We start from the raw sequence: 26,827 nt of genomic DNA on the forward strand, positions 1-26,827 counted from the left end.
AGCAAGAGTGAAGTTGATGAATTGTTATTTTTTAATAATAAATTCCTCCATAGGAATTCTGACTTTTTTCATAGAAGCCATCCAGTCATTATCCTGATCTCTGTAGCCAAGATACAGCAAACTTACACTTTTCAAGTCTAATTCTTTTAGACCTAAAATTTCATCTACGACTTCGTTGCTAAAACCTTCAGCCGGTGTAGAATCTACTTTTAATTCAGCAGCCTGAGCCATCGCCAGCCCCAAAGCAATATAAGTTTGTCGTGCGGTATGTGCAAAATGTTGTTCCGGAGTCTGTGCACCATATAATTCTTTGATTTTATCGGTGTAGCTGCCAAAACGACCTCTCGGTAAGTCACGTTCATCCGTTGTATAATCATACACTTTATCGATTTTTTCGTTCGAATAACTATCCCAAGCTGCAAAAACCAATACATGTGAAGAATCTCTCATTACTTCAGGATTCAGTGCGCCCTTCACCATTTTATTTTTCAATTCCTGATTTTCTACGACTATAATTCTGAAAGGTTGCAACCCTGAAGAAGTGGGTGCTAATCTTGCTGCTTCTAAAATTTTATTTAAATCTTCCTGAGAAACTTTTTTTGCCGGATCATAAGCTTTTACCGCATGTCTCCAGTTTAAATCTTCAATTAATGACATTTTTCTTGTTTTAAATTATGAGACAAAGGTATAACAAAATTAAATTGCACACAATTTAATTTTAGGAAATCTATTTTAGATAATATCTATTGCCAATCTTAATCCCTACTTAAATATGTTTTTAATTCACAATAAGCACGAATATGATTTTTTTAACCTTTTTGAATTTCGGTATTTCTCAAAAAAACACGACATTTGTAGACGCAAAATTCGGAGGTGATTCATGGTTATAAAAATGATGAATACATAATCTGAAGATTAAATATTTAAAATTCTACTAATGAAGATATCAAGCAACTGGCTGAAAGACTATATTAAAACAGAACTGAAAACCGAGAGAATTGGTGAATTTCTTACCGATATAGGTCTTGAAGTAGAAGGAATCGATAAGTTTGAAAGTGTAAAGGGAAGTCTTGAAGGCATCGTTGTAGGAAAAGTTTTGACTTGTGAGAAACATCCGAATGCTGATAAATTAAACAAAACAACGGTAGATGTAGGAAACGGAAAAGTTTTAAATATCGTTTGTGGAGCTCCGAATGTTGCAGAAGGACAAACTGTGCCTGTTGCAGTGGTCGGGACCAAAATTTATGCTAAAGACGGAAGCTCTTTTGAAATTAAAGAAGCAAAAATCCGAGGTGAGGTTTCTCAGGGAATGATTTGCGCAGAAGACGAATTAGGCTTAAGCGACGATCATGGCGGAATTATGGTTTTAGACGAAACCAAATATGAAGTAGGAAAAAACTTTGCTGATTATTTCGAATTAACGAATGACGAAGTTCTTGAAATTGGTTTAACACCAAACAGAACCGATGCAATGTCGCATTACGGGGTAGCAAGAGATTTGCACGCATTTCTTTCAACAAACCAGCAAAAATCTGAGTTTGAAAAAGTATCTTCTGTTGCCTTAAATAATGAAGGTTCGCACAGCTTTACGCTTGAAGTTGAAGATACTGAACTCACGCCAAGATATATCGGTGCAGTAATCGAAAACGTAAAAATTGCAGATTCTCCGGCTTGGCTGAAAGACAGATTAAAAGCAATCGGATTGAGCCCGATCAACAATATTGTAGATATTACCAATTATATTCTTCACGGTTTTGGTCAGCCGCTTCACGCTTTTGATGCAGATAAAATTGCAGACAAAAAAGTAAAAGTAGGAACGGTTGCAGAAGGAACAAAATTCACGACTTTAGACGGTGTTGAAAGAACATTAAACGGTTCTGAAATCATTATTAAAGACGGACAGGATAACCCGATGTGTATTGCCGGAGTTTTCGGTGGTGCCAATTCCGGAGTTTCTAGTGAGACAAAAACTATTTTCCTGGAAAGTGCTTATTTCAATCCGGTTGCGGTGAGAAAAGGCGCAAAATTCCATGGTTTGAATACGGACGCTTCTTTCAGATTTGAAAGAGGGGTTGATCCTAATATTACAAGAACAGCAATTACTCATGCCATCAAATTGATTGAAGAATTGGCTGAAGGAAAATTAGTAGGAGAGTTGTTGGAAGAATATCCTAAGAAAATTGAAGATAATTACATCATCATCAGATTTTCAAAAATCGAGCAGATTTTAGGAACAAAAATTCACAGAGAAAAGGTAAAAGAAATTTTAAAAGCACTTGAAATTCAGGTTTTAAATGATATTCAGAATGGTTTTGAAATATCTGTTCCTGCTTACAGAGCCGATGTTACAAGAGAAATCGACGTTATCGAAGAGATTTTAAGAATCTACGGTTACAACAAAATCGATGCTCCGCAGAAAATTTCATTTACGCCTGTAAAATTAAGTGCAAACGATCAGGATGAGTTGGAAAACTCTTGGGCTAGAACTTTACAGAGTTTAGGTTTCAACGAAGTGATGAACAATTCATTAACTTCTGTAAAAGACGAAACGGATGCTGTAAAATTACTGAATCCTTTAAGCGGAGACTTAGCATTTATGAGAAAGTCTTTATTGGAAGGGCTTTTGCAGAATGCAGTTTATAATATCAACAGAAAAAATCAGGATATTAAGTTTTTCGAGTTCGGAAAAATTTATCATAAAAGAGAAAAGTACGAAGAAAGAAAACAGCTTGCTATTTTGGTTTCAGGAAGAAATGTTGCTGAAAACTGGTTGCAGCCAAAATCTGCAACAGATTTCTACAACCTGAAAGCGTATGTGAAAGTTTTGTTGGAAAGATTATCGATCGATTATAAAGAAGTTGCTTTAGATGATGAAAGGTTCTCTGATGCAATTGAATACAAATCTGAAGATAAAACTTTAGTAAGAATCGGAAAAGTAGCGCCTCAAATGCTGAAAGATTTTGATGTAGACCAAGAATGTTTCTACGCAGAAATCGAGCTTGAATTTGCTCAGGAACTACGTTCTAAGAACGAATTGAAATTTAAAGATATTCCTAAATTCAACAAGATCAGAAGAGATTTAGCTTTACTGATTGACAAGAATATTTCTTATCAGGAATTGTATCAGACGGCTAAAAAGAATAAATCTCCATTCATTAAAAACATTAATCTTTTTGATGTTTATGAAGGGAAAAATCTTCCGGAAGGTAAGAAATCTTACGCAATGAGTTTTGAATTATTAAACGAAGAAAAAACTCTTGAAGAAAAAGAAATTTCTCACGTAATGGATTCTTTAATTAAATCTTTCCAAAAAGAGTTTAATGCTGAGTTGAGATCATAAAATAAAATATCATATATTGGAAGCGGGCATTTTGTCCGCTTTTTTTGTTTTAAAAATAACTTAATTCATATGAAATCATTTATAGCTCTGGTTTTTCTGCTTGTTTACACTTCTTTTCATTGTCAAAATAATGAACTGACCAATAAGAAATTAATCAGCTATTATGAAGACATAAATTCGGCAGAAGATAAGATTGTGACTAATGAGTTAGACAGTGCAGATTTGTATTATCAGAAGGCATTTAAAACTTTTAAAGAACCTCATGCGAATGATTTGTATAATCATATGAAAGTTCTGCTGAACAGGAAGGATTACGAAAATGCTTTTAAACATTATCAGTCCTTAGATTGTATGAAATATAAATTTGAAGAAAATTTTCTTTCATCTCATTTTCCAAATATTGAACAACACAAAAGGCTAAAATGTAAAAATAAGTTTGATGATAATTACCGAAAAGAGCTTGATTCTTTATTTACGATTGATCAGCATTACAGAAAACTTTCCGGTGGAAATTATGCAAAATATAAAAAAGAAATTACAAAGAACGACAGCATTGCGAGTACGAAACTTTTAAGTTTGATTCAGAAAAAAGGATTCCCTAATGAATATGATTTGGGTTTAAGCTCTGCCAACTTAGTTTTTTTTCAAAATTTTTATTTTATTATTTGGCATCAATTGGCAACTAATCTTTACAGTCCACAAGTTGTCAATTTTTCAGACGAAATTATAAAAGCTTTAAACAAAGGAAAGATTACTCCGGAAAACGCAGCTTTTCTTTTAGATTTAAACAACGGAACCAAGAATTATTCTAGCGGGCATTTCGATATAGTTCAAATTTTTAAAAATGAAGGTAATCCTGACCGGCCTCATGATAAAGCAGAAGAAATGTTTGAAAAAGCAGATTGTTGCTATGTACATCAATGGTTTTATCCTGAAAAAAGAGGAGAAAAAGGAAATGCTTTGGTGAAAGATATAGACAGAAGACGGAAGAGTATAGGAATGAGTACTTTAGACCAGGTTTTGAGAAAAAAAGTTTTTCTATTGATGAATAAAGATTATAAAATGGGACACGCCAATCTTATCGGGATGAATTTTCAGAATGATGAGGATGCCGAAAATCTTAAAAAACATTTTATTAAAATTAAATAGCTTAAAAATACATTTAACATAAATCTGTTTTTTAGAAATAAAGTATTAATAATTTCCGTAAATTTGAATTAAATCAAAAAGTAAAATGAAAAATCTTTTTTTAAGTATATGCACATTTGCCGTTCTGGCATCTTGCGGAACAATGAAAAACGCATCTTCATCGAAAGTTGGTAAAGCACAACCTTCAATTGCGAATACAAAATGGACTTTAGCGGACAACGTAAAAGGGCAGGTTCCTACTTTGAATGTAGAAGGTTCGAAGATCAACGGAAATGCAGGGTGCAACCGATATTTTGGCGGTGTAACAATGGAAACGGCTTCAGGAAAATTTGAAGCTTCACAAATGGGTTCTACAAAAATGGCCTGTGCAAATATGAGCGTTGAGCAAAACTTCCTCGATATGCTTCACAAAGCCAATAAATATGTAGTTTCAGGAACTACTTTAGAATTGTATCAGGATAATTTGTTGCTTTTAAAATTCAACAAATCTGAATAAAAATAAAAAAGGAACTCAAATTTGAGTTCCTTTTTTTATAAGTGGTTTTTCTTAATCTTCCTCTTCTTCGTCGTACTTAGCCAACTCTTCGTCGCACCATTTGAACGCTGCTTCAACTACTTTAGTAGCTTCGTCTGCCATAGTTTCTTCATCGTCACCTTCCAAATCGTCAAGCCATTCTACTTCTTCCTCTTCAACGTTTAAGATGAATCTTGGATATTCTGTATGTACTACGAATAAATCTTCAGGAAATTCCGAATTGTCTGCTAATAAAAACTTTGGTAATTTCATTTTTTTTAATGTTTTAACTTTGAATCAAAGATAATAAAATTATTGGTATTTGTTCTCTTTGATATTTAATTTTTTGTTAAAGTCAGTTTATAAATATTCAATCAATATATTTACATTAAAAGAGAAATTACTACTAACGACGCACTTATTTGCTTTGTTATTTTGCAAACATCTCTGCTACTTTCTCAGCTTTTTTGCTTCCAGAATAATCATAGAAACCTTCTCCGGATTTTACACCTAATTTTCCTGCCATTACCATGTTTACCAATAATGGGTTTGGTGCATATTTAGGATTTTTGAATCCGTCATACATCACATTTAAGATCGCCAGACAAACATCGAGACCGATAAAATCTGCCAACTGAAGTGGTCCCATTGGGTGAGCCATTCCCAGTTTCATTACGGTATCAATTTCCTCAACTCCGGCAACACCATTGTATAAAGTTTCGATAGATTCGTTGATCATCGGCATCAAAATTCTGTTGGCAACAAAACCTGGATAATCATTTACTTCTACCGGAACTTTCCCTAAAGTTTTGCTCATTTCATAAATAGAGTCAAAAGTTTCTTTTGAAGTAGAGTAGCCTTTTATGATTTCTACCAGTTTCATAATAGGAACCGGGTTCATAAAGTGCATTCCGATCACTTTATCTGCTCTTTTGGTAGCAGCAGCGATTTTAGTAATAGAAATAGAGGATGTATTGGTAGATAAAATACAGTTTTCCGGTGCAAACTCATCCATCTGAGCGAAAATCTTTAATTTTAAATCCTGATTTTCAGTTGCAGCTTCCACCACCAAATCTGCGTTGGTTACCGCATCTTTTAGCTGAGTAAAAGTTTTGATATTTCCTAAAGTTTCTGCTTTTTGGTCTTCTGTAAGATTTCCTTTTGCAATGATTCTGTCAAGGTTTGTGGTAATAGTTTTCAATCCTTTGTCTAAAGCTTCCTGAGAAACGTCTACTAAATTTACACTAAAACCGCTTTGTGCGAATGTATGTGCAATACCATTTCCCATGGTTCCAGCTCCGATAACGACAATGTTTTTGATCATTTTAAATTTTCTTTTTTATATATAGTTAGATTATTTAATGTATTTAGTTTTTCTTTCTTCACTAATGTCTGGCTGTTAAAATCTACAATTCCGTCACTGTTTTCATTTTTGGATTTATTCTGAGAATTGATCGCAGCTTCAAGCCCTTTTATAAACTTTGTTTTATTGCTTTTTGAAAGAGCATCAGTTCCGATAAACAGTTTAAACTCACCTTCTCTTCCCAAACGTGATTGTCGGTATATTTCAAGTTTATTTTTTTTACCTTGAAAACTGTTGATATAGTTCATTACAGGAGCCGTTGATGGCGTACCGCAACAAATGCTGTTGTAGCTTATTTCAATATAATTCTCGCTTTTCTGAGCAAAGAAAAATGTACAACTGAACACCGCTATTGTTAAAATTATTTTTTTCATTTTAATGGTTTTAAAATTAAGCTTTAAATTTTACTTATTAAAATGATCCCAAACTGCTTTTGAAATATTTGAAATCATCTTGCAATTCATCTCGTCTGTTTCGGTAGAATTGCTAATAAATACTACTATTGCATAATGCTTGCCATTGGGTAAAGTAACAATTCCCGAATCATTTTCTGCGATTGTTAAGTCTCCATCTTTCCCTGAAGATCCCGTTTTGTGAGCGATAGATTGCTTTGGTAACTGTTCTTTTAGCTTATTTCCTCCGGTAGAGGTATTCAGCATGATGTCATATAAAAACTTTGTTGATTTTTCAGACAAAATTTTGCCATCGTAGAAGCTTTTGTAAAGTTGGCTCAAAGAATTTGTTGTGGTATAATTTTCATACAAATATTTCGCTCCTTTGTGCATTTGCTCTTCATTATGTTTAATCTGAAAATCTTTCACTCCTTTAGAATCCATAAATTTCTGCACGACTTGTGTGCCTCCGATTAACCTTAATAATACATCACAACCATTGTTATCACTCCATGCAACAGTATAATTGATGATTTCACTTAATGGGAGTTCTACATTTCCGTCAGGATATTTTTCCCGAATCGGCGACCAGGTATTTTCCAGCAAATCGCTTTTTTTTATTAAAATTTTCTGGTCTAATGAAAGCTTTCCTTTATCTACTAAATCTAGAACTGTTGCTGCAATATGAAACTTAAAAACACTAAGCATAGGTAACTTTGTCTCTGCATTTTTATTGTATTTAAAAGCATCTTCAAAACCTAAAACAGAAACTCCGACAGTCGCTTTTTTATCTTTAATAATTGAATCTACCTTTTGCGCTAAAGCAGATTTCTGAGCAAAAGTAAATGCTGAAACCAATAGAAAAAGAAGTGCTGTTTTTTTCATAATATTCTGTTTAAAACAAATCCCTTTCAGATAATAAAAGGGATTTGCAATTTAAGATTTTTTGCAATTTTAAATCAATATAATTTACTTATTTAAATTTGTGTCCGATTCTTATGTCTGTAAAACTGGAATAATCTAAGCCGTAAAATTTTGGAAAATAAAATTTAAAAAGTCTATTTTCCAAACATTTCCATAAAAGAATTTCTATAGGTGTCACCAATCTGAAGTTTCAGAAACTGATCAGACTCATTGGATATCGTTGTGATTATTTCGTTGGTCGATAAAACTTTTACAGAAGATAAAGCAATAATCTCTTTTTTGTTTACCTGCGCGAAATCTTTGGATGGAAGCATTTCCAGTAAAGATTTAAAATTAAGATTTTTAAGTACGATTACCGTTCCGTCTTTAAGGATAATGTCTTTATCGCGGCTGTCGATTTCTGAAGTTTTAATGTAGGCAATCTGCTCTGTGAAAATTGTAGATTTACCAATATTGGTATTCCATTCTATAAATTCTTTTTTCTGAGTATTGCTCAAAAGATCTTTTGCTTTTTCAAATGCCTGAATCAGTCTTTCTTTTTTTATAGGTTTCCGCACATAATCTACCACATTCAGATCAAACGCTTCTGCTGCATATTCTTTGTAGGCGGTTGTAAATATGATTTTTTTGGAATCTGAAATCAGTTCTGCCACTTGCAAACCGGTCATTCCCGGCATTTCGATGTCTAAAATACAAAGGTTGCAATCTATATTTTTTATTTCGTTGAGAAAGATTTTTGGGTCGTTAAAAGCTTTTACAACTTCTACATTTTCAATCTGTTCACATAAAAGTTTAAGGTAGCTTATTGCCAACAATTCATCATCAAGAATAACGCATTTTATCATAGAACTCGCCTAAATTGATTGTTAATTCTGCAGTGAAGATACCGTTTTTTGAATTCTTTTGAAGCGAATAAAAATTGGTGTAGATCATTTTTAAACGTTGATCCAAAGACTGGCTTCCAAAACCGCTGTGATCTTTATGCAATACATTTTTAAGTGAGGCTTTATTACTTACCTTCATCGAAAAAACGCCACCTTCAAGTTCCAATACAATAGAAATAAAGGAATCCTGAGCCAGAAAATCGGTGTGTTTAAAAGCATTTTCAATTAGATCAACAGTGATCAGCGGAGCAAATATTTTTTCTTCGAAAATAGAATCAGATTTGTCAATTTTAGATTTAATTCTAAAATCAAAAAGCGGATTGACCTTGATTTTATTAATTTCGATAAGGCTTAAAGCGAAGCTCAGTTCCTCTTTTGGACTTACAAATCTGTTATTGCTTTCGTATAAAATATAGTCGAGAACATTGGCCAGTTTGTCTAGCGACATATAGGTTTGATAAGCGTGCGACTGTACAGAATTGAGAATGTTTTTAAATAAATGCGGATTGAGCTTGGTTCCTATATGTTCCAGCTGAAATTCATTTAACTTATGTTCGATGAGTTTATTGCTTTCGGAAAGTTTTTTGTTTTTATTTTTTAGTCGTTCGTTCTGGCTAAAAAGGTAAATACTCACCGTAAGAAAAAAGAAAATAGCAAAAACTCCAAAAAAGATCAGATAATCATGAATCATGTAGTAATTGCCATCCATTTTAAGTAAAATATTTAGATGAAATTTATTGTTTTAAATATTGTGAAGCTTTAAATGCTAATCTTATTGCCACGAATACACGAATAATAATCGATAAGAATTTGTGTATTCGTGGCTAAAGAATATTTTATTTAAGCTTTTTCAAAGAACGCAGAACTGCTTTTTCTTCACATTTCTCGAAAGTGATTTCGTAGACAGGATTTTTCTCAGGAGAAGTGATCACATAATCCGGACACGGTTTCTTCTGAGCATGACTACGGTCAAAATCTATTTTTCCTAAAGTAATAATGCTGTCTTTTAAGAATTTTTCATCAATTTTCAGAGCATTCATTTCATTTTTGAAATTATCTGAATACTCGAAATCTTTTGAAAGAGTTTCTGCAATTACACGGCTGTTTGGCAGATATCCGCTGCAGCTTGCGCCTTTTGCATTAAGGACAAAAAATACGATGATAAGTCCGGGAATAAGCCCGATAAGAAAGAACTTTATTTTCTTCATACGTTGATTTTACTATCTTTTAAAGATCGTATGGGTTTGCTAAAAATTACTGATGAATATATTTTTATCTTTTTTAGACTAAAATAGTAAAAGATTGATGTCGTGATAAGTAAGCCCGAAACGGTCGCAGATAACTTTTTTGGTATGTCTGCCTTTGTACATGTACAAACTTTGCTTCATTTCATTTTTGCGAATCAGCATATTTTCAAAACCGCCTTCCAGATCGTAGTTTAAAATATAAGAAAGGAAGAAATTGGAGATTGCTTTTGTCGTTGTTCTCGGCATTTTTGATGTAAGATTCGGTAATCCGCAGTGAATAACGCCATGTTTGATGATATAAGGATCATCCATCGTGGTAAGCTCGGAAGTTTCGATTGCTTTTCCGTTGTCGATTACAATATCGATGATAACGCTGCCTTTTTTCATGTTCATTACCATGTCTTCGGTAACGATTGGCTGCATATTGAGTCTTGGTAAAGCTCCTATCACAACGTCGGCTCTTCTTAAGCTTTTACTTAATTCTTTAGGATCAATAATTGATGTAGGAACTCTGCTGTCTACTAAAGTATGCAGTCTTCGCAGCTTTGAGAGGCTGTTATCAAAAACTTTTACACTTGCGCCTAATCCGATCGCTGCTTTTGTTGCAAATTCACCAACGATTCCTGCTCCTAAAATCACTACTTCTGTAGGTCTTACTCCGGTGATTCCGCCAAGCATTAACCCGTTTGATAAAGCTAGTAATTCTGAGGCATATAAAATTGAAACTGTTCCTGCAATTTCCCCGACCAATCTTACCAAAGCCAGTTGTTTGTATTCGTCAGCAATAAATTCAAAAGCGATTGCATTGATTTTTTTCTCTGCCAGTTTTAAGAAATAATCTTTATCTCTTAAATTGATCTGAAGTGCAGAAACCAGATAGGTATTGGGTTTGAAATAATCTATTTCCTCTTCTGTAGGAGGGTTTACCTTTAAAACAAGATCTTGGGAAAACGCTTCCTTGGCATCCTGAGTTATTCTTGCTCCCGACTCAGAATATTGTAAATCTGTAAAAAATGAGCCTTGCCCGGCACCGGCTTCAATGATGATTTCGTGACCATGTTCTACCAAAACCTGTACTGCATCGGGCGTTATGCATGTTCTTCTTTCGTTGAGACAGGTTTCTTTAGGAATCCCTATGCTAAACTGTTTCCCTTTTTTGATAACTTCCAACTTCTCTTCCTTCGGAATTAATTCTTCTTCGGAAAAAGGAGTAAAAATATTTGTAGTACTCATTTTTGTTTAATTATGACTTACAGAATTTTTTTTAATACAATCGATTTCTATAAGCAAAGATATAATATTTAATCGAATGTAATTTCTCTGTTTTCTCCTGTATTATTGATGCTCATTGAGTGGTAATTTAATCCGTACAATTCATCTTCATACACTTCTGGCCATTCTATAATACACAAAAAAGCATTGTCGAGATACTCTTCAATACCAATGTCATAAACTTCTTCTATGTTTTTTAAACGATACAGATCAAAATGATAGATTTTTCCTTTTGGTGAATTGTATTCATTAACAATAGAATAGGTAGGGGAGTTTACTTCATCTTTACTGCCCAGATTTTTAATCAGAAATTGAGTAAATGTAGTTTTTCCTGCGCCTAAATTTCCTTTTAAAAGAAGAATATTATGTTTCAACTCCGGTAAAATAGAATCTACGACATTTTGCCAGTCGTTTATATTTTTGATATTAAATTGCATGAAGATTGTTTGCTGCAAAATTATAACAAAGTTGTTATATTTGTGGCTGGAACTTTCCAATTTTCTTTTTTTCATTATGATTTCCAAACAGACGATAGATAAAATATTTTCGACAATCCGCGTAGAAGAGATTGTTGGCGAATATGTGCAATTGAAGAGAGCGGGATCAAATTTTAAAGGTTTAAGTCCGTTTCATGAAGAAAAATCGCCAAGCTTTGTAGTTTCTCCAAGTAAGCAGATTTGGAAAGATTTCTCCACCGGAAAAGGAGGAACAGCGATCTCTTTTTTAATGGAAATCGAAAACTTCACTTATCCTGAAGCCCTTCGTCACGCTGCCAAAAAATACGGAATCGAAATTGAAGAAGACCAGCGAGAGTTTTCTGAAGAAGCAAAAAATGCTCAGTCTGAAAGAGATCTACTTTATAAAATACATGAAGTTGCTAATGATTTTTTTCAAAACATACTTTGGGAAAATGATGAAGGCAGAGCAATCGGGCTTTCGTATTTCAGAGAGCGTGAACTGAAAGATGACATTATTAAAAAATTTCAGCTCGGTTTCTCACCGGAAAAGAAAAATGCTTTTACCGAATTCGCCCTTGAAAAAGGTTATACAAAAGAAGTTTTAGAAAAATCTGGACTTTCGATCTTTCCAGAAAATGCTCCCAACGGAATTGATCGTTTTCGTGAAAGAGTGATGTTTCCGATTCATAGTTTTTCGGGAAGAGTTTTAGGTTTTGGAGCCAGGATTCTTAAAAACAATATAAAAACCGCCAAATATCTCAATTCTCCCGAAACAGAAATTTATCATAAATCAAATGTTCTTTATGGCTTAAATCAAAGCAAGCAGGCGATTTCCAGAAAGAATATATGTCTTTTGGTGGAAGGTTATATGGATGTGATCTCACTTCATATGTCGGGAATTGAAAATGTGGTGGCGAGCTCCGGAACTTCTTTAACGACCGAACAAATTAAGCTTATTAAAAGGCTCACCGAAAATGTGACGATTCTTTTTGATGGCGATAATGCAGGAATTAAAGCGAGTTTCAGAAGTATCGATATGCTTCTTACCGAAGGAATGAACATCAGAGTTTTGCTCTTCCCGGATGGTGACGATCCCGATTCTTTTGCCAGAAAACATCCGCAAGAATATGTTGAAAAATTCATCGAAAATCAGGCGATGGATTTTATTGATTTTAAAGCTGAAATTCTTTTAAAGGAAGTCGGAAACGATCCTATTAAAAAGGCGGAAGCGATTCGGGATATTGTAAAATCTGTCGGATTTGTTCAAAACGCTTTAAAAAGGGAAGTTTATCTGAAAGAAGTTTCCAATAAATTTGGTCTTTCTGAACAGAGTTTGTTTAATGAGCTTGACGTACAGAGGCAAATTACCCAAAACCATAATCAAAATGCTCAGCAGCAAAAGGATAAAGCAGCTCCGGTAAAAATGGAGATTGTTCCTCCGGATGAAGAAAAAGGAGATCCTTATCTGTATGATGTTTTGTTTATGGAAAACAAATTGGTAGATCACATGTTGATGTTTGGCGATGTTGTTTTGAAACGACAAGATGATAATGAAGCTGAATATCAAATTACAGTAATTGAAGAAATTCTGCATCATTTTGAGGAGGAGCAATATCAGTTTCTAGTAAAAGGAAACGAAATTATCATTGATCAGGTAAAAGAAGGGATTCAAAACGACGAGCTTCGTAGCGGAAGTTTTTTTGTCACTTTTATGGATGAGCAGATTACAACAAAAGTGGTTGACGCACTGATTCCTTTAGATGATCTGGAAAATTGGAGCTCAAGAAATATTTTCCCGCCGAATTACGGAGATAAAGTTGCTGAACAGATTAAAGGCGATGTTTTGCTTCATAAATACCGTTACATTGATTATTTAATTAAAGAAACGATTGCTGAACTCGAAAAGTACAGCAGTACCGATGAAGTGAAATACTTTGAACTGATCAAAAAAATAACTTTATTGAAGCAGGCTTCAATGAGATTAAGTGAAATGATTGAGTATTCGCCAATCAAAGGAATTTATGTTGATAGAAAGCGATAGTTAGTTAATGGTTTTTAGTTGTTGGTTGATAGTTTAAAATGTACTTTTTTAAACTAATAATGTCTAATTTTCGTATGAAGTTAATACGATTAAAAATTCACTATTAATTTTTATTATAAAAAAAATCTGCAGCTTTCAAACTAAATACGGCAACCTAAACTGACAAAAAGTCCTATAAAATTTTAGGAATAAAAGTTGTAATTTAAAGTTTAATTAAATTTAAAAATAATACCGATAGAAATATGGACATTAAAAAAGAATTCAGAGATTTCTCTACAAAACACTTGGGAAATAACGGTTTGGTAACCGATCAGTATATGGGAATGTTTAATCCTACCAATCTTACGCCTTACATCATGGAAGAGAGAAGATTAAACGTTGCTCAAATGGACGTTTTCTCTCGTTTGATGATGGATAGAATTATTTTCCTGGGAACAGGAATTGACGATCAGGTTGCAAATATTGTAACGGCTCAGTTGCTATTCTTAGAAAGTGCAGATCCTTCAAAAGATATTCAGATCTACATCAACTCTCCTGGAGGAAGCGTTTATGCAGGTTTAGGAATTTATGACACGATGCAGATTATCAAGCCGGATGTTGCTACAATCTGTACAGGTATTGCCGCTTCAATGGGAGCTGTTTTATTGGTTGCAGGTGAAAAAGGAAAACGTTCTGCTTTGAAACACTCAAGAGTGATGATTCACCAGCCTTCTGGTGGAGCTCAAGGTGTTGCTTCTGACATGGAAATTAACTTAAGAGAGATGTTGAAGCTTAAAAAAGAGCTTTATGACATTATTTCTGAGCATTCCGGACAAACTTACGAGTGGGTTGAGAAAGCTTCAGACAGAGATTACTGGATGACTTCTACCGAAGCAAAAGATTTTGGAATGGTAGATGAAGTTTTACAGAGATCAAAAGAGAAGAAATAATTTTTTCAAATTATGATATAATTTCGGCGCGCCTTTTGGGTGCGCCGAAATTTTTAATATTAAAAATCAAATTATTTTTTGATGATTTTATGTGTCGTTGTCGACTGGTTGGTTTTAATTTCAACCAAATAAACTCCCGATTTCAAACTTTGAATATTAATCTTTTTACTTTGTGTATTCAAAACTTTTTGACCTGAAATAGAGTAGATGTTGATAGTATTGATCTCATCTTTGGTTTCAATAATGATAAAATCACTCGCAGGATTCGGATATATTTTAAAGCTTTGCTTTACAGCATCCGAAACACTCAAATTAACATTTGCTTCTGTTGGCGTAAACGGTCTTCTTGTTCCGAAACTCAATCCAAACCAATCATTATTTGTTAAGGTTATTGTAGAAAGATTAGCATTGGTTTTCCAGTTTGATAAATTGGTTCCTTTGTATAATTTCCAGGTGTTTGTACCGTTTGCTGTTCCTGATAAAGAATTCAATGATAAAGTAGAAACCTGATTTGCAACAGAAGTATAATTAAAGGTGCTGCTTTGAGCATCAATCAACTGTAAAGCCTGTTCTGCGGTAATGGTTCCGTTGTATTGAATTCCAAAAACAAAAGAATTAGCATTTCCGTTAGAATTATCGGTTCCGAAATCGATGACAACTAAACTTTTATTGCTTCCTGTTCCAATCCAGTTGGTGATTTGTGAAGAATTATACCACAACGAACTGTAGGCAGGAATTGGCGTCGCAGGAGCTTCAGCAGTAGGATTACTAAAACCGTAGCTTGCGCCATACCATTCTCCGTTTAAGATTGTTCCGCTGTTCATCCATCCTCCCATAGACCAATTATTTGTATCGCTACCTCCCCATAAACTCCAATAGTCTGGTACAGATTGTGCAACATGATCATTAAATGATACTTTATCAAGAAAGCCGTTATTGAAAGTAAGAATATAATCAAATGCCGGTTCTGCATTTTTTATCATTTGCATCATTTGAGGACCGGTGATATTTTGTCCGGGATTGAATTTTACTCCCCATACATAAGATCTGTCATCAGTTCCGTCTTTAAAATCGGCAACAAAATAAGCGGTTTGAGAGCCTGTTCCCACAAAAAACTTTACATCGTTTGCTGTTAATTGTGCAAAAGATAAAGCAACAATAAAAGTGAATATAAAACTTAATATTTTTTGCATATCAACTATTACTTAATGATTAACTTTTCGCTGAAGTTGATATTTTTATCGGTAACTTTTACAATATAAATACCTTTTGATAATGTGCTAACATTAATTCCTTTTTCAGTGTATTTCTCATTGATAACGATTCTTCCATTGAGATCATAAACCTGCACGTTTCCAGAATTCAGGCCTTGTACAAAGAATCTGTTGCTTGCAGGATTTGGATATACCGTTAATTTTGAAGCTTTACTATTTTCAATTGTAGAAAGGGATGCGCTATTATAAGCAATGATTTGATTAGGTAGAGAAGTTACTGTAAAAGTATTCAGTAAAGTACCTTGTAAATCGTAAGTGTAAATTTTTCCCGGCGCAACATATCCTGAAGGATCGGCTGCATAAATTTTATTATTAATAACATTAAATCCGTACGCAGTACCATAGCTGTTTACGGTAATGGGCGTAACTGCAATAGGCGTGGTATTAATCGACGGTGCATCAATAGGCGTTTTGTAGATGGAAGCTTCATTCATGTAATAAATGTTCGTTCCGTCAGTATCCATATAAGCTGGCTTTACACCTACAGGAAATGTAGTGCTAGAAACCGTAGTTTGATTCGTTGTATTATAAACAGTAAGTGTCCCAAAAGAAGTTTGTGCATAAGGATCTCCCGAACTCATAATATACAAAAGATTGTCTTTTTCAAAAATACTGTTTGGTGAGTCACCTACATTTACCTGTGATTCGACAGTATTGGTTGTCGTGTTGATTACATCCATAAAATGATTGAGACCGTAACCTCCTTTCAGCAAAACATATAGTTTGTTGTTTTTACTAAAAATCTTTTCAGGGCCATTTCCTACAGGAATATTAGCTTGATGAGCGTAAGTGTTTAAATCATAAACCGATACGTAGTTTGTGGGACCATTGTTCCCCCAATTGGTTACATAAAATTTGTTTCCGCTGAATGCGATGTATCTTGGATTATCAAGATTGGTAGAAATAGTTGTAATCAAAGTAAAATCAGATTTATTAATGACTTTGATTTGATTGGAAATGTTCAAAACCACAAAAATCTTATCACCAAAAATTTTAATGTCCTGAGCGGTATCACCCAATGTAGCATTATTGTTTTTAAGTTTAAAATAATTGTTCGTAACAACAGATTGATTGTTGATCAGCGAAATTTCAGCATTATTGCTTCCGGCGCCGCCTTCGTTGAGCACTAAAACTCCTTCAGTTTGAGCATTTGCAAATGAAAATACAAATGCAAGAATAAGAAAATAGATTTTCTTCATGATATAATTAAATTTAAAGTTTTGTTCCCGAAACTTCACTGCAGGAAAAAACAGTCATGAAAAAATATCCGAAGATGTGATCTCATAAACTTTTATTCCCGAAAGTTGAAATTAATCTAAGGCAGGTCTCCTGGCTTGCATCTTATTATAACCTTCCCATTTTATTAACACAAAACAGTGGTTTTTCTTTATAATAAGTTGAATAGCTTACAGTTGCGGGTACAGCTCAAGAATTATTTTACTTCACTTGATTCCCTATTAATGAACGCATGGGTTCAACCTTAAACTTTTGCAAAGATATTATTTAAATTTTGAATAATATTTTAGTAATAATTTAATGATTTTAAAATTATTGTAAATAGTAATGTGATTTTTGATATTTATTTTATTAAATTAATGAAAAAAGACATACCTAATGATATGTCTTTACTTTTTTGATAAGAATTATTTCTTAATTAAAACCTTCAATAATTTTTGAGAAATCTTCAAGTTTCAATGCAGCTCCGCCGATAAGACCGCCGTCGATATCAGGTTGAGAGAAAATTTCTTTAGCATTATCAGGTTTTACAGAACCACCGTAAAGGATAGAAACTTCGTCAGCAACTTCCTTTCCGTATTTTTCTGCAATAATTCCTCTGATGTGAGCATGAATTTCCTGAGCCTGCTGCGGAGTTGCCGTTTCCCCAGTTCCGATTGCCCAAACCGGTTCGTAAGCAATAACCACTTTTTTGATTTCTTCCGCAGAAAGAGTGAAAAGCGCTGTTTCAGTTTGTGTTTTTACAACGTCAAGATGCTGTCCTGCTTTTCTTTGCTCTAAAGTTTCACCATTACAGTAAACAGGAATCAAACCTTTATCTAAAGCTAATTTTACTTTTTTATTGCAGCTTTCGTCGTTCTCACCGTGATATTGTCTTCTTTCAGAATGCCCGATCAAAGAACCTGTCGCATCAATAGACTCCAACATATCTGCAGAAAGCTCGCCTGTATAAGCTCCGCTTTCGTATTCGCTCATATCCTGTGAGAAAACTCCGATTTCGTCCTTTTCAAAGATATCTTTTGCCATCATTAAATATAAAGATGGTGGCGCGATCCAAACTTCACAGTTGGTTGTATTATTAGTTTTATAACTAAGTAATTGAATCATTAATTGTTGAGCATCAATTACATTTTTGTTCATTTTCCAGTTTCCTGCAACTATTTTTCTTCTCATAGATTTATTTTTAGAAGTTGATATCAGAAATTAAATTAATATCTGGTTTCTAACTTTTAGTTTCTTATTTAATATTCCAAAGGTTTTTCAAAATAACATAGAAAGTATGTTCTTCATCGGTTACTTTATCATCAGCTTTAATTAACGTTTTTGCAAATTTGATGAAATTTAAGCGTTCTTTTTCTGTAGAATCATCTAAAAAGCAACGACCGTGAAATTCAAAATGAGCCTTCCATTCTTCTGGTTTAAGTAATGCAATAGTTTCCAGTTCGTCATCTAAATTGATCTTAAATGGAAATTCGTCAGCAAGATATTGCTGCACCAACATTCCTTCTTCCGGAGCAAATTCTCCGTCTACAGATGAAAGAATCATCAGTAAATGGTAACCTGCAATAGATTTATTTGATTTTTGCATTTTTATAAGTTTAAAGTTTAATGTTCAGTGTTTAATATTTTCAAAGTTAGTAATTGACAATTCACCATTCACCATTCACCATTATTGACAGCTTTAGTCAACATAATATTTTGCAGGTTGTTTGTCTACAATTTTTCCTTTTTCTAAAACCAGAACAAAAGGATTACTTCTTGCAATTGTTTTGATTGCAGTGCCGTCCATCATTGCATTTTTAATGGTTTTAAAAGTATTTTGGTCAGTAGAAACGCCGTAAATCACAGCTCCTTTTTGAGCATTTACTTTTGCTTCTACTTTTTTAATCAGTTCTGAAGAAACCTCTTTTGGATGATACGCAAAAACTAAAATTGCTTTTGGAGCATTGATGATTTCATCGGTCAAATCAATTCCCGTAGGATCTTCAATTTTAAATTTCACTATTTCAGATTTGTAGCCTTCTTTAACGAGTTTAGATTCATTTTTCCCTTCTTCAATTTTCCATGGTGAACCTTCTTCCCAATATTTTGTTTCGTTTACATAATCGTCGGAATTTATCTTTAAAACTTCGCCTGTTTTAGAGTTTTTCATTGAATAGAATGTCTTATATTCAAAGGGATTTTTAATGATTTTTGCTTTTTCAGCTTTCAGATCAGTTCCAATTTTATAATCACGAAAATCGATAATGGGCTCATTAATAATTCCAATGGTCATAATAACAATCATAATTCCGCAGAATGCTCCAAAAGCAATTGATTTAAATGTATTGTTTTCAGGTTTATTATTATCTGAGTAAGCATCTTTTTTAGCGAATTCTTTTCTATACAAAACAAAAAGAATAATCAAACCGACCAAAAGAACAACATCTTTCACAAAACTTTCCCAAGGTGTAAATTTAATCGCATCGCCAAAACATCCGCAGTCTGTCACCACATTAAAATACGCTGAATAGAACGTAAGAAATCCGAAGAAAACACAGAGAGCTATTAATGCAGAAAGTGTGAATTTTAGTTTTAATTTTAATAAAAGTAAAAATCCTAAGAAAAGTTCAAGTACTACCACAATAATCGAAAAAAGCAGGGCAAATTTTTCCAAAAACGGCATATTGAAAACCGATGGCGAAAAATATTCTTCCATTTTAAAGGAAAAACCGACCAAATCAACAGCTTTTACAAAACCTGAAAGGATGAAAATAACAGCAATAATGAAACGTAATAAACTTTTGATCATATTAATTAGTTTTTGGGTTCGGTGGCAATTGTTTGTTCAGAAAATTTAATCAGACAGAAAACTGCATAATTCAGCATGTCAAAATAATTGGCATCCAAACCTTCGGAAACCAAAGTTTGCCCGTGATTATCTTCAATCTGTTTGGTTCTCAATACTTTCTGGTAAATTAAATCGGTGATGGAAGAAATTCTCATATCTCTCCAGGCTTCACCGTAATCATGATTTTTCTTTTCCATTAAAGCCTGAGCTTCAGCAGAATATTTATCGTAAAGATTCAAAATATCTTCAGGATTTTCATTAAAATCATTCGAAAGACCTTTTTCCAGCTGAATCAATCCGATAATTGAATAATTAACGATGGCAATAAATTCTCCTTCCTCGCTTTCGTCAATCATCTTTACATCAGTCATCTGTAACGTACGGATTCTGTTGACTTTAATATAAATCTGATCCGTAATTGAGCTTGGGCGTAAAACTCTCCAAGCTGCACCATAATCATGCATTTTTTTACTGAAAAGATCACGACATTCATTGATGATTTTACCGAACTGTTCTGAAGTTTTTGACATACATTTTCTTAATCTTTCAAAGATACAAATTAGGTTTTAGGTAGCAGGAATCAGGACGGAGTTTTTTGGCTATAAAGTTGGAAGTAAGAAGCCGGAAATTGTATTTTTGTGTTATGGGAAATCATTCATCATTCATCAATAATCATTCATTAAATTGTAATGGAAGATTAGTCGACTTAAGTTCACCAAAAATCATGGGAATTCTGAATCTTACACCCGATTCTTTTTCTGACGGCGGAAAATTTAATAATGAAAAAGCAGCTTTGCAACATGCTGAGAAAATATTGAAAGATGGTGGAGAAATTATTGATATCGGTCCGCAATCGACAAGACCCAATGCTGAATTTCTGAGTAGTGATGAGGAAATCAGAAGAATGGGAACTGTAATATCAGAGATCAAAAAAGAGTTTCCCGAAGCGTTAATTTCTTTGGATACTTTTTATGCTGAAACTGTGAGATTTGGTTTTAATGAAGGAATTGATTTGGTGAACGATATTTCAGGCGGACAGTTTGACGAAAAGATGTTTGATATTGTTGCTGAAACCAAACTTCCGTATATTTTAATGCACGTAAATTCTTCGTACAAAACGATGCATCATAAAGTGAATTTTGATGATATTACTTTAGATATCAACCATTATTTTACAAAGAAGACCAACGAACTTCTGCAAAAAGGAATCAAAGATATTATTCTGGATCCCGGTTTTGGTTTTGGAAAAACCGTTGAAGATCAGATGAAAATGATTGGTGAAGTGGAGTTTTTAGGTTTTGACAAATATCCTTTGCTCATTGGGATTTCAAGAAAATCATTTATTTATAAACCTTTAGGTAAAGCTCCTTTAGATATTAATGAAGAAACTCAAAAATTACATTTAAAAGTTCTGCAGCAAGGAGCTAAAATTCTCCGTGTGCATGATGTACTTGAAGCTAAGAAAACAGTTGACGAATTTTTGAGTAATTAATTCAAACAAAAAAACCTCTCAAATATAATTTTGAGAGGTTTTTAATACAATAATATTATTTATTTTACCATCTTTAAAATCCTAATAATTTCAATTTAAATTGAATGGCAAAGTTATCTTTAAATTTTGTCGTGTTGTAATGCCCGACTCTGTAGAAAAATCCTAAGTTAAATTGTGAAGACAGAAAGTTATTCCATTCTAAACCTAATTCATTATACAAATGATCCAATTTTTGGAACTCAAATTGATGGAATTCTTTGTTTTTCATATCGCCAATTGTTCCTCTGTAGATAAAATCAAAGCTTGAAACATTCTTCCCGAAGCTTTTAAAATACCAAGGCAATCTGTGCGTTAAATATGCGCCGACAAATTTATCGTTATAGTATTTTCCGCCTTCCATCGTAGCAAAACCAAGGTATGAAGTCAGGTTAAAATTCAATCTGCCGTGACCGTTTCCTAATCCGTTCATCGTGAAATTTTTCCAAATCGGTGCGTCACCGGTGATAATTCCACCGTAAGCTCTGATTCCTGTAACTCCTAATTTTGTTTTGAAGTTGTGAACGAAAAGTGCATCAAATCTGCTGAAATTAAAATCTCCATCTAATGTTTTAAAGCCTTGTTCATAATTCAGATATAATTCAGGAAGATTTTGTTCGTAAGTGTATTTTCCGGTCGGTGTCATAATATTCTTCGAATTTGGAGAATATTTTAAGGTAATTGTTGATGAAGTAATGTCAAATTGATTTCCTAAACCTTTAAAATTGTAAGCAAATTTAGATTCTTCCTGAGTCTTTTTTGCCGAAACATTTACGGTTAATCCGTTTGTAATATCATTTTCGTAACTCACTTTAAAACCTTCATATCCATAGAAAACGCCATTATTTAATGCAACTCCGGAGTTCATTATTTTCATTCTGAAATTCCATAAGTTTTCTGAGAAACGACCGGCAGCCATTACATCATTAAAATATTCAACTCTGAAAAACGAGTTCTTTTCTAAAGTCGTACGAACATCAACTCCGGCTCCATATTTAAAGTCTTTATCGTAAATTCCGTAAGCAAAATAGGCGTCAGGTGAAATGTATTTATTGAATTTCTCGTTCAGTTTAGCACCTGCTCCAAAACGGAAATGCTCATATTTATTGTAACCAATTATTCTGGCTAAATCAAAATCAACAATTCCAACTCTTATTTTTCCCTTCAATAGGCCTGTTAATGCTTTTGCTTTTTGGTCGAGTTTGTATTTACTGCTTAAACTGTCAATTTTAGTATAAGTAGTGGCTTCCCGATCCGTTAAATTTTCCGTACGGTATTGATCAATGAGTTTTCCGTCAGAGTTTTTTACATCAATGGTGTAGCCTTTAAAGTCTTTCGGATTTTCTTCAATTGGTGTTTTAAAATCAAAATAATCTGCAGTGGCATAAGCGTAGCTTCCAAATTTCTTTCGGGTGTTTTTGTCTTCTTCTTTTTCAGCTTTCGACTTCTTTTTATCTGACGTATCGTCGGTGTCGAAAGAGGTGGATCCCATTTTTATTTTGTAATTTTCTTTTACCAAAAACCATTTATTTTCGATCGGCTTCCAGATGCTTGTGATGCTTCCTTCATTTTTAATTTTGCTGTTGCTTTCAATTTTTTTCAACGCATAAGTTTCTTTGTCTACATAAAGATATCCGTTAAATTTTCTTTTGTTAGCCGCTGCTTTGTAATCAACCTGGCGAAAACGGATGACATAGTTTTCTCTGCCGTCGATCTCAATAGAATCGGTAAGGAAGAAACGGTAAAGATTTCTATTTTCTTCTTTTATTTCTTTCGGAATTACATTTCTGTTGGAACGGAAAGCCATCAATTCGTAGATCGGCTCCTTTAAACCCGCAATTTTATTATCTAAAATATTGGTTTTCTCACCATATTTTTGTGAATATAGACTTTGTGAAGCCCTTTCCCATAAGAACATCTTGCTTTTACCTACCAGCTTCATCAGATTGACAGATTCCAGAGAGTCTTTTTTTTCCTGAGCTTTCATTGGCTGCTGAGGAAGGCTTTTTAATGAATCAATTCTGTTGGCAACATACGCATTATAGGCCTTAATGCTGTCTTCATCAAAATCTAAAGAAATTTTTTCATAAGATTTAAATGAATAAGAATCTAAGCTTAACGGAGAATTCTGCTTATAATTATCGTTAATCTTTCTGAGTATTTCTAAAGCTCTCGGATCACTTTTATCTTCAAGAATTACCGTTTGAATGTTTTGAGTTTTCGGATCGGCTTTCGTTAGAAAAACTTCCATCACTTTATCAACCACAACATCGTCTTCAAAATAGCCTTTTGCAGAAACTTCTACTTTTTTACATTTAGTTTTAAAATTAAGTATGCCGGAAATGTCTGTTTTTCCTACAAATTTTTCGTTGCAAAATACTGATGCATTAGGAATGACGGCATTATCCACAGAACTTTTAACAATAATTTTAGACTGCGAGAAAATGCTGATGTATCCGAATGATAATAGCAGGATATATAATTTTTTCATAAAAAATTTCTAACAATAATTAAATGGGCTGATATTGAGTTATTTTTTAGTAAAATCTAAAAATATTCAATTCGAATCAGCTATGGCAAATAGAGTGCCGCAGATGTTAGAAATTTTTAATATAAACTATTTATCAATTAAGATGAGCGTGCTTTTCTGCAAATTCTTTAGAAAATTTTATTCTGTCTTCTTCCAGTTTTTCCTGATTATCGGGTAAAATATAATTGAAAAGGATTTTATCTTCACTATCCAGAAAAATCATTTCTTTTTCTTCACCATCAATCATCTGGGAGAAAATAGCCCACATTGAAGTATCTTTTAATCTCAACAGTTCAAAAAATTGTTCTGCTTTTATTTCTATTTTTTTCATTGTTTTAATAATTATATTTAGTTTAATCATCTCTTCAAAAATTCCTTGAATTTTCGCCACTATTAAAAGCGGGGCTTTTTAAAATTCTAAAAGTTTTAATTTAAACTGTATTGCAAAATTCTGTTTAAAATTGGTTGTGGTGTAATATCCAACTCTGTAAAATAATCCGAGGTTGAAGTAGGAAGATAAAAAATTATTCCATTCCAAACCAACTTCCTGATACAAATGATCGAGTTTTTGGAATCTGTAATCATGATATTCAGGATGCTTCATATCTCCAATTGTTCCTCTGAGAACGAAATCAAAGCTTGTCACATTTTGCCCGATACTTTTAAAGTAAAAAGGTAATTTGTGAGTGAAATAATAAGCGATAAATTTATCGTTATAATATTTTCCGCCTTCCAAAGTGGCAAATCCGAGATACGAAGTAAGGTTGAAATTGATATCTCTACTTGGCGAAGCCAATCCGTTTGTTGTGAAATTTTTCCAAATGGGTGCTTCTCCCAAAAGAAAACCTCCGTATAAACGAACTCCTGTTGTGCCTAATCTTGTTTTAAAATTGTGTACAAATAAGGCATCAAAACGGGTATAATTAAAATCTCCGCCAAAAATTTTCATACTTTGCTCATAATTAAAATAAAGCTCGGGATATTTCTGATCGATCAGCGATTTTCCCTGTGGCGTCATAATATTGGTAGAGTTCGGAGAATATTTTAAAGTGACCAAAGTATTGAAATTTTCAAAAGACCCACCTTTTCCACGAAAATTATAGTCAAACAAAGCTTCTTCAGAATTTCTTCTTGTGGCAAAAGCGAGTGTCAAACCATTATTTATATCATTCAGATAAGACAAAGAAGCACCTTTGTATCGGTAGTACTTATCGTTGTTGATGTTGTTTCCATAGTTCATCATACGCATTCTGAACGTCCAGAGTCGGCGATAAAATTCACCCGAAGAATTTACGTCATCATAATATTCTAGCCTGAAATAAGAATTTTTTTCAAGCGTGGTTTTCATATCAATTCCGATTCCGTATTTGAATTTATCGTCTCCTAAACCGTATGCAAAATAATACTCCGGGGAGAAATAAGGATCGAAATTTTCGTTTAGTTTTCCTTTTAAACCAAGCCTGAAACCTTCATATAAATTGTAATTGACGATTTCACCAATGTCAAAATCAAAGCTTCCTACCCGAACTTGCCCGTTAATTAAGCCGGTTAAAATTCGTGCTGTTCGATCGATTTGATAAACTTTTCCCAGGCTGTCAATCGTTTTGTAAGTGTGGCTTTCTCGTAAAGATAAAGGTTCCGGACGATAGAGGTGAAGGGTAGACCCATCGGTGTTTTTCACTGAAAAAGTGTAACCTTTAAAATCTTTGGGATTTTCTTCAATAGGCGAAATGTAGTTGAAATATTTTGAATTAAGATAGACATAGGTGCCGAAACTGCTCTTTTTTTCTTTCTCTTTTTCGGGATTTTCATCGTCTTGCCCCATCATCATTCTGCTCATGCGAAGTTTTATGCTTTCTTCAGATAGAAACCATTTATTGTTAAAGTACATCCAAATGCTTGTGATATTCCCTTCATTTTTTTCTTTGCTGATGCTTTCGATCTTTTTTATGCCGTAGGTTTCCGTATCAATATAAATTACGCCACTGAATTTTCGCCTCTTCATCGGTTTTTTATAATTGACTTCGCGAAAACGAATTACATAATTCTGCCTTCCATCGATTTCTATACTATCGGTAAGAAAAAACCGGTACAATCCTCGATTTTCCTGTTTAATCTGGCTAGGGATTTTATTTCGGTTGCTTTGTACCGCAATCATTTCATAGATGGGTTGTTTCAGACCGGAAATTCGATTGTCAAGAATATTTATTTTTTCGCCGTATTTTTTAGAGTACAAAAATTCCTGAGCTCTTTCCCAAAGAAAAAGTTTACTGTTGGCAAATATTCTTTTTGCCGAAATATCATTTGCAGAATCTTCTTTTTTGTTATTTTTAAATAATCCTAAATTATTGGCAAACAAATTATTAAAAGCCGAAATACTATCCTGATCGATATCTAAAGAAATTTTTTCGTACGACTTATAGGCATAAGAATCAAGGCTTTCTGGTGAGTTACTTTTGAAGAGCTGATCTGCTTTTCTAAGGATTTCCAAGGCTCTCGGATCGCTTTTGTCTTCTAGAATTACGGTTTCTATCGCAAAAGTTTTGGATGAAGTTGGTGTAAGAAAAATCTGAGTGGTATTTTCTAAAAAAACACTTTCTTTGTAAAATCCGGATGCTTCAATCTGGACATCTTTACATTTTGTTTTAAATTCCAAAAAGCCGGCAGTATTGGTTTTACCTAAAACCTTACCGTTGCATAAAATAGCTGCATTATGAATAGGAGCGTTGTCAGCTTCATTAAATACGGTGATTTTTGATTGTGAAAAACCAAAAATAAACGCCCATAAAAAAATAAAACTCAAACTCTTTTTCATACCATTATGCTCGGTCAAAATTACTGATATTTCTTCTTTTGAGAAAGCTTTTGAAGTTAACTTATTTTAAATCGGAAAATCTCTAATTATTCACTACCTCA

At 33.4% G+C, this 26,827-nt stretch carries 25 protein-coding genes and 1 riboswitch; of the genes, 6 read left to right on the plus strand and 19 right to left on the minus strand.

Annotated features, from left to right (window positions below; all coding sequences use genetic code 11):
- Nucleotides 1-24: 24 nt before the first annotated feature.
- Nucleotides 25-657: an NAD(P)H-dependent oxidoreductase gene (locus EG358_RS09315; protein WP_076562177.1), complete on the minus strand. Its 633-nt coding sequence runs from the start codon at nt 655-657 to the stop codon at nt 25-27.
- A 280-nt stretch (nt 658-937) separates the two neighbouring features.
- Here EG358_RS09315 and pheT point away from each other — a divergent pair, with 280 nt between their 5' ends.
- From pheT to EG358_RS09330, 3 genes are all read left to right on the plus strand, one after another.
- Nucleotides 938-3,340, plus strand: a complete 2,403-nt coding sequence (gene pheT / locus EG358_RS09320) for a phenylalanine--tRNA ligase subunit beta (protein ID WP_076562176.1) — start codon at nt 938-940, stop codon at nt 3,338-3,340.
- Between the two features lie 69 nt (nt 3,341-3,409).
- On the plus strand, nt 3,410-4,489 hold the full coding sequence (locus tag EG358_RS09325; protein WP_076562175.1) for a hypothetical protein: 1,080 nt from the start codon (nt 3,410-3,412) through the stop codon (nt 4,487-4,489).
- Nucleotides 4,490-4,574: 85 nt separating this feature from the next.
- On the plus strand, nt 4,575-4,985 hold the full coding sequence (locus tag EG358_RS09330) for an META domain-containing protein (protein ID WP_076562174.1): 411 nt from the start codon (nt 4,575-4,577) through the stop codon (nt 4,983-4,985).
- A 51-nt stretch (nt 4,986-5,036) separates the two neighbouring features.
- Here EG358_RS09330 and EG358_RS09335 read toward each other — a convergent pair whose 3' ends face one another.
- The 9 genes from EG358_RS09335 to tsaE all read right to left on the minus strand — a co-directional run bounded on the left by EG358_RS09335 (nt 5,037) and on the right by tsaE (nt 11,522).
- Entirely contained in the window at nt 5,037-5,276 is a 240-nt protein-coding gene (locus EG358_RS09335) for a hypothetical protein (protein WP_002977986.1), read from the minus strand.
- A 157-nt stretch (nt 5,277-5,433) separates the two neighbouring features.
- On the minus strand, nt 5,434-6,324 hold the full coding sequence (locus EG358_RS09340) for a 3-hydroxybutyryl-CoA dehydrogenase (protein ID WP_174565107.1): 891 nt from the start codon (nt 6,322-6,324) through the stop codon (nt 5,434-5,436).
- Complete coding sequence (locus tag EG358_RS09345; protein ID WP_076562172.1) at nt 6,324-6,740, minus strand: hypothetical protein; 417 nt, start codon at nt 6,738-6,740, stop codon at nt 6,324-6,326. The genes EG358_RS09340 and EG358_RS09345 overlap by 1 nt, the downstream gene beginning before the upstream one ends.
- 30 nt (nt 6,741-6,770) lie before the next feature.
- Entirely contained in the window at nt 6,771-7,643 is an 873-nt protein-coding gene (gene bla-A / locus EG358_RS09350; protein ID WP_076562171.1) for a CGA/CIA family class A beta-lactamase, read from the minus strand.
- 173 nt (nt 7,644-7,816) lie between these two features.
- A complete protein-coding gene (locus tag EG358_RS09355) occupies nt 7,817-8,527 on the minus strand; it encodes a LytR/AlgR family response regulator transcription factor (RefSeq protein ID WP_076562170.1) in 711 nt (236 codons plus the stop codon).
- Complete coding sequence (locus EG358_RS09360; protein WP_083677089.1) at nt 8,505-9,275, minus strand: histidine kinase; 771 nt, start codon at nt 9,273-9,275, stop codon at nt 8,505-8,507. Before EG358_RS09360 ends, EG358_RS09355 begins: the two co-directional genes overlap by 23 nt.
- 127 nt (nt 9,276-9,402) lie before the next feature.
- Nucleotides 9,403-9,774 carry a hypothetical protein gene (locus EG358_RS09365; protein ID WP_076562169.1) on the minus strand — a complete coding sequence of 124 codons (372 nt, stop codon included), beginning with the start codon at nt 9,772-9,774 and terminating at the stop codon, nt 9,403-9,405.
- A 78-nt stretch (nt 9,775-9,852) separates the two neighbouring features.
- Nucleotides 9,853-11,046 carry an alanine dehydrogenase gene (locus tag EG358_RS09370; RefSeq protein ID WP_076562168.1) on the minus strand — a complete coding sequence of 398 codons (1,194 nt, stop codon included), beginning with the start codon at nt 11,044-11,046 and terminating at the stop codon, nt 9,853-9,855.
- Nucleotides 11,047-11,114: 68 nt separating this feature from the next.
- Complete coding sequence (gene tsaE / locus EG358_RS09375; RefSeq protein ID WP_076562254.1) at nt 11,115-11,522, minus strand: tRNA (adenosine(37)-N6)-threonylcarbamoyltransferase complex ATPase subunit type 1 TsaE; 408 nt, start codon at nt 11,520-11,522, stop codon at nt 11,115-11,117.
- A 76-nt stretch (nt 11,523-11,598) separates the two neighbouring features.
- Here tsaE and dnaG point away from each other — a divergent pair, with 76 nt between their 5' ends.
- Nucleotides 11,599-13,584, plus strand: a complete 1,986-nt coding sequence (gene dnaG / locus EG358_RS09380; protein WP_076562167.1) for a DNA primase — start codon at nt 11,599-11,601, stop codon at nt 13,582-13,584.
- 242 nt (nt 13,585-13,826) lie between these two features.
- On the plus strand, nt 13,827-14,513 hold the full coding sequence (gene clpP / locus EG358_RS09385; RefSeq protein ID WP_074231705.1) for an ATP-dependent Clp endopeptidase proteolytic subunit ClpP: 687 nt from the start codon (nt 13,827-13,829) through the stop codon (nt 14,511-14,513).
- Between the two features lie 71 nt (nt 14,514-14,584).
- Here clpP and EG358_RS09390 read toward each other — a convergent pair whose 3' ends face one another.
- From EG358_RS09390 to EG358_RS09415, 6 genes are all read right to left on the minus strand, one after another.
- Nucleotides 14,585-15,706, minus strand: coding sequence for a T9SS type A sorting domain-containing protein (locus EG358_RS09390; protein WP_076562166.1), 1,122 nt, complete (start codon nt 15,704-15,706; stop codon nt 14,585-14,587).
- An 8-nt stretch (nt 15,707-15,714) separates the two neighbouring features.
- Nucleotides 15,715-16,986 carry a YncE family protein gene (locus tag EG358_RS09395; protein WP_076562165.1) on the minus strand — a complete coding sequence of 424 codons (1,272 nt, stop codon included), beginning with the start codon at nt 16,984-16,986 and terminating at the stop codon, nt 15,715-15,717.
- Nucleotides 16,987-17,089: 103 nt separating this feature from the next.
- Nucleotides 17,090-17,285, minus strand: a riboswitch (cobalamin riboswitch).
- A gap of 152 nt (nt 17,286-17,437) precedes the next feature.
- Nucleotides 17,438-18,196, minus strand: a complete 759-nt coding sequence (tpiA, locus tag EG358_RS09400) for a triose-phosphate isomerase (protein ID WP_076562164.1) — start codon at nt 18,194-18,196, stop codon at nt 17,438-17,440.
- 64 nt (nt 18,197-18,260) lie between these two features.
- Nucleotides 18,261-18,611, minus strand: a complete 351-nt coding sequence (locus EG358_RS09405) for a hypothetical protein (RefSeq protein WP_076562163.1) — start codon at nt 18,609-18,611, stop codon at nt 18,261-18,263.
- Nucleotides 18,612-18,704: 93 nt separating this feature from the next.
- On the minus strand, nt 18,705-19,814 hold the full coding sequence (locus EG358_RS09410) for a BT_3928 family protein (protein ID WP_076562162.1): 1,110 nt from the start codon (nt 19,812-19,814) through the stop codon (nt 18,705-18,707).
- A 5-nt stretch (nt 19,815-19,819) separates the two neighbouring features.
- Nucleotides 19,820-20,383, minus strand: coding sequence for a DUF1599 domain-containing protein (locus EG358_RS09415; protein WP_076562161.1), 564 nt, complete (start codon nt 20,381-20,383; stop codon nt 19,820-19,822).
- A gap of 113 nt (nt 20,384-20,496) precedes the next feature.
- Here EG358_RS09415 and folP point away from each other — a divergent pair, with 113 nt between their 5' ends.
- Entirely contained in the window at nt 20,497-21,345 is an 849-nt protein-coding gene (folP, locus tag EG358_RS09420) for a dihydropteroate synthase (protein ID WP_076562160.1), read from the plus strand.
- 73 nt (nt 21,346-21,418) lie between these two features.
- Here the strand turns inward: folP and EG358_RS09425 are convergent, their stop codons facing one another.
- From EG358_RS09425 to EG358_RS09435, 3 genes are all read right to left on the minus strand, one after another.
- Complete coding sequence (locus tag EG358_RS09425; RefSeq protein ID WP_076562159.1) at nt 21,419-23,872, minus strand: DUF5686 family protein; 2,454 nt, start codon at nt 23,870-23,872, stop codon at nt 21,419-21,421.
- Between the two features lie 133 nt (nt 23,873-24,005).
- Nucleotides 24,006-24,242 carry a hypothetical protein gene (locus EG358_RS09430; RefSeq protein ID WP_076562253.1) on the minus strand — a complete coding sequence of 79 codons (237 nt, stop codon included), beginning with the start codon at nt 24,240-24,242 and terminating at the stop codon, nt 24,006-24,008.
- Nucleotides 24,243-24,320: 78 nt separating this feature from the next.
- The gene (locus EG358_RS09435) at nt 24,321-26,726 is read right to left on the minus strand and encodes a hypothetical protein (RefSeq protein WP_076562158.1); all 2,406 of its coding nucleotides are present in this window, start codon (nt 26,724-26,726) and stop codon (nt 24,321-24,323) included.
- Nucleotides 26,727-26,827 lie beyond the last annotated feature (101 nt).

Source organism: Chryseobacterium indoltheticum (assembly GCF_003815915.1).
GTDB lineage: Bacteria > Bacteroidota > Bacteroidia > Flavobacteriales > Weeksellaceae > Chryseobacterium > Chryseobacterium indoltheticum.

What these genes read in the sequence shown, in the direction of transcription:
- EG358_RS09345 (WP_076562172.1), bottom strand. Translation starts at nt 6,740, where the DNA reads ATGAAAAAAATAATTTTAACAATAGCGGTGTTCAGTTGTACATTTTTC.
- bla-A (WP_076562171.1), bottom strand. Translation starts at nt 7,643, where the DNA reads ATGAAAAAAACAGCACTTCTTTTTCTATTGGTTTCAGCATTTACTTTT.
- EG358_RS09410 (WP_076562162.1), bottom strand. Translation starts at nt 19,814, where the DNA reads ATGATCAAAAGTTTATTACGTTTCATTATTGCTGTTATTTTCATCCTT.
- tpiA (WP_076562164.1), bottom strand. Translation starts at nt 18,196, where the DNA reads ATGAGAAGAAAAATAGTTGCAGGAAACTGGAAAATGAACAAAAATGTA.
- dnaG (WP_076562167.1), top strand. Translation starts at nt 11,599, where the DNA reads ATGATTTCCAAACAGACGATAGATAAAATATTTTCGACAATCCGCGTA.
- EG358_RS09425 (WP_076562159.1), bottom strand. Translation starts at nt 23,872, where the DNA reads ATGAAAAAATTATATATCCTGCTATTATCATTCGGATACATCAGCATT.
- EG358_RS09415 (WP_076562161.1), bottom strand. Translation starts at nt 20,383, where the DNA reads ATGTCAAAAACTTCAGAACAGTTCGGTAAAATCATCAATGAATGTCGT.
- EG358_RS09360 (WP_083677089.1), bottom strand. Translation starts at nt 9,275, where the DNA reads ATGGATGGCAATTACTACATGATTCATGATTATCTGATCTTTTTTGGA.
- EG358_RS09405 (WP_076562163.1), bottom strand. Translation starts at nt 18,611, where the DNA reads ATGCAAAAATCAAATAAATCTATTGCAGGTTACCATTTACTGATGATT.
- EG358_RS09365 (WP_076562169.1), bottom strand. Translation starts at nt 9,774, where the DNA reads ATGAAGAAAATAAAGTTCTTTCTTATCGGGCTTATTCCCGGACTTATC.
- folP (WP_076562160.1), top strand. Translation starts at nt 20,497, where the DNA reads ATGGGAAATCATTCATCATTCATCAATAATCATTCATTAAATTGTAAT.
- pheT (WP_076562176.1), top strand. Translation starts at nt 938, where the DNA reads ATGAAGATATCAAGCAACTGGCTGAAAGACTATATTAAAACAGAACTG.
- tsaE (WP_076562254.1), bottom strand. Translation starts at nt 11,522, where the DNA reads ATGCAATTTAATATCAAAAATATAAACGACTGGCAAAATGTCGTAGAT.
- EG358_RS09390 (WP_076562166.1), bottom strand. Translation starts at nt 15,706, where the DNA reads ATGCAAAAAATATTAAGTTTTATATTCACTTTTATTGTTGCTTTATCT.
- EG358_RS09370 (WP_076562168.1), bottom strand. Translation starts at nt 11,046, where the DNA reads ATGAGTACTACAAATATTTTTACTCCTTTTTCCGAAGAAGAATTAATT.
- EG358_RS09335 (WP_002977986.1), bottom strand. Translation starts at nt 5,276, where the DNA reads ATGAAATTACCAAAGTTTTTATTAGCAGACAATTCGGAATTTCCTGAA.
- EG358_RS09325 (WP_076562175.1), top strand. Translation starts at nt 3,410, where the DNA reads ATGAAATCATTTATAGCTCTGGTTTTTCTGCTTGTTTACACTTCTTTT.
- EG358_RS09435 (WP_076562158.1), bottom strand. Translation starts at nt 26,726, where the DNA reads ATGAAAAAGAGTTTGAGTTTTATTTTTTTATGGGCGTTTATTTTTGGT.
- EG358_RS09355 (WP_076562170.1), bottom strand. Translation starts at nt 8,527, where the DNA reads ATGATAAAATGCGTTATTCTTGATGATGAATTGTTGGCAATAAGCTAC.
- clpP (WP_074231705.1), top strand. Translation starts at nt 13,827, where the DNA reads ATGGACATTAAAAAAGAATTCAGAGATTTCTCTACAAAACACTTGGGA.
- EG358_RS09395 (WP_076562165.1), bottom strand. Translation starts at nt 16,986, where the DNA reads ATGAAGAAAATCTATTTTCTTATTCTTGCATTTGTATTTTCATTTGCA.
- EG358_RS09330 (WP_076562174.1), top strand. Translation starts at nt 4,575, where the DNA reads ATGAAAAATCTTTTTTTAAGTATATGCACATTTGCCGTTCTGGCATCT.
- EG358_RS09315 (WP_076562177.1), bottom strand. Translation starts at nt 657, where the DNA reads ATGTCATTAATTGAAGATTTAAACTGGAGACATGCGGTAAAAGCTTAT.
- EG358_RS09430 (WP_076562253.1), bottom strand. Translation starts at nt 24,242, where the DNA reads ATGAAAAAAATAGAAATAAAAGCAGAACAATTTTTTGAACTGTTGAGA.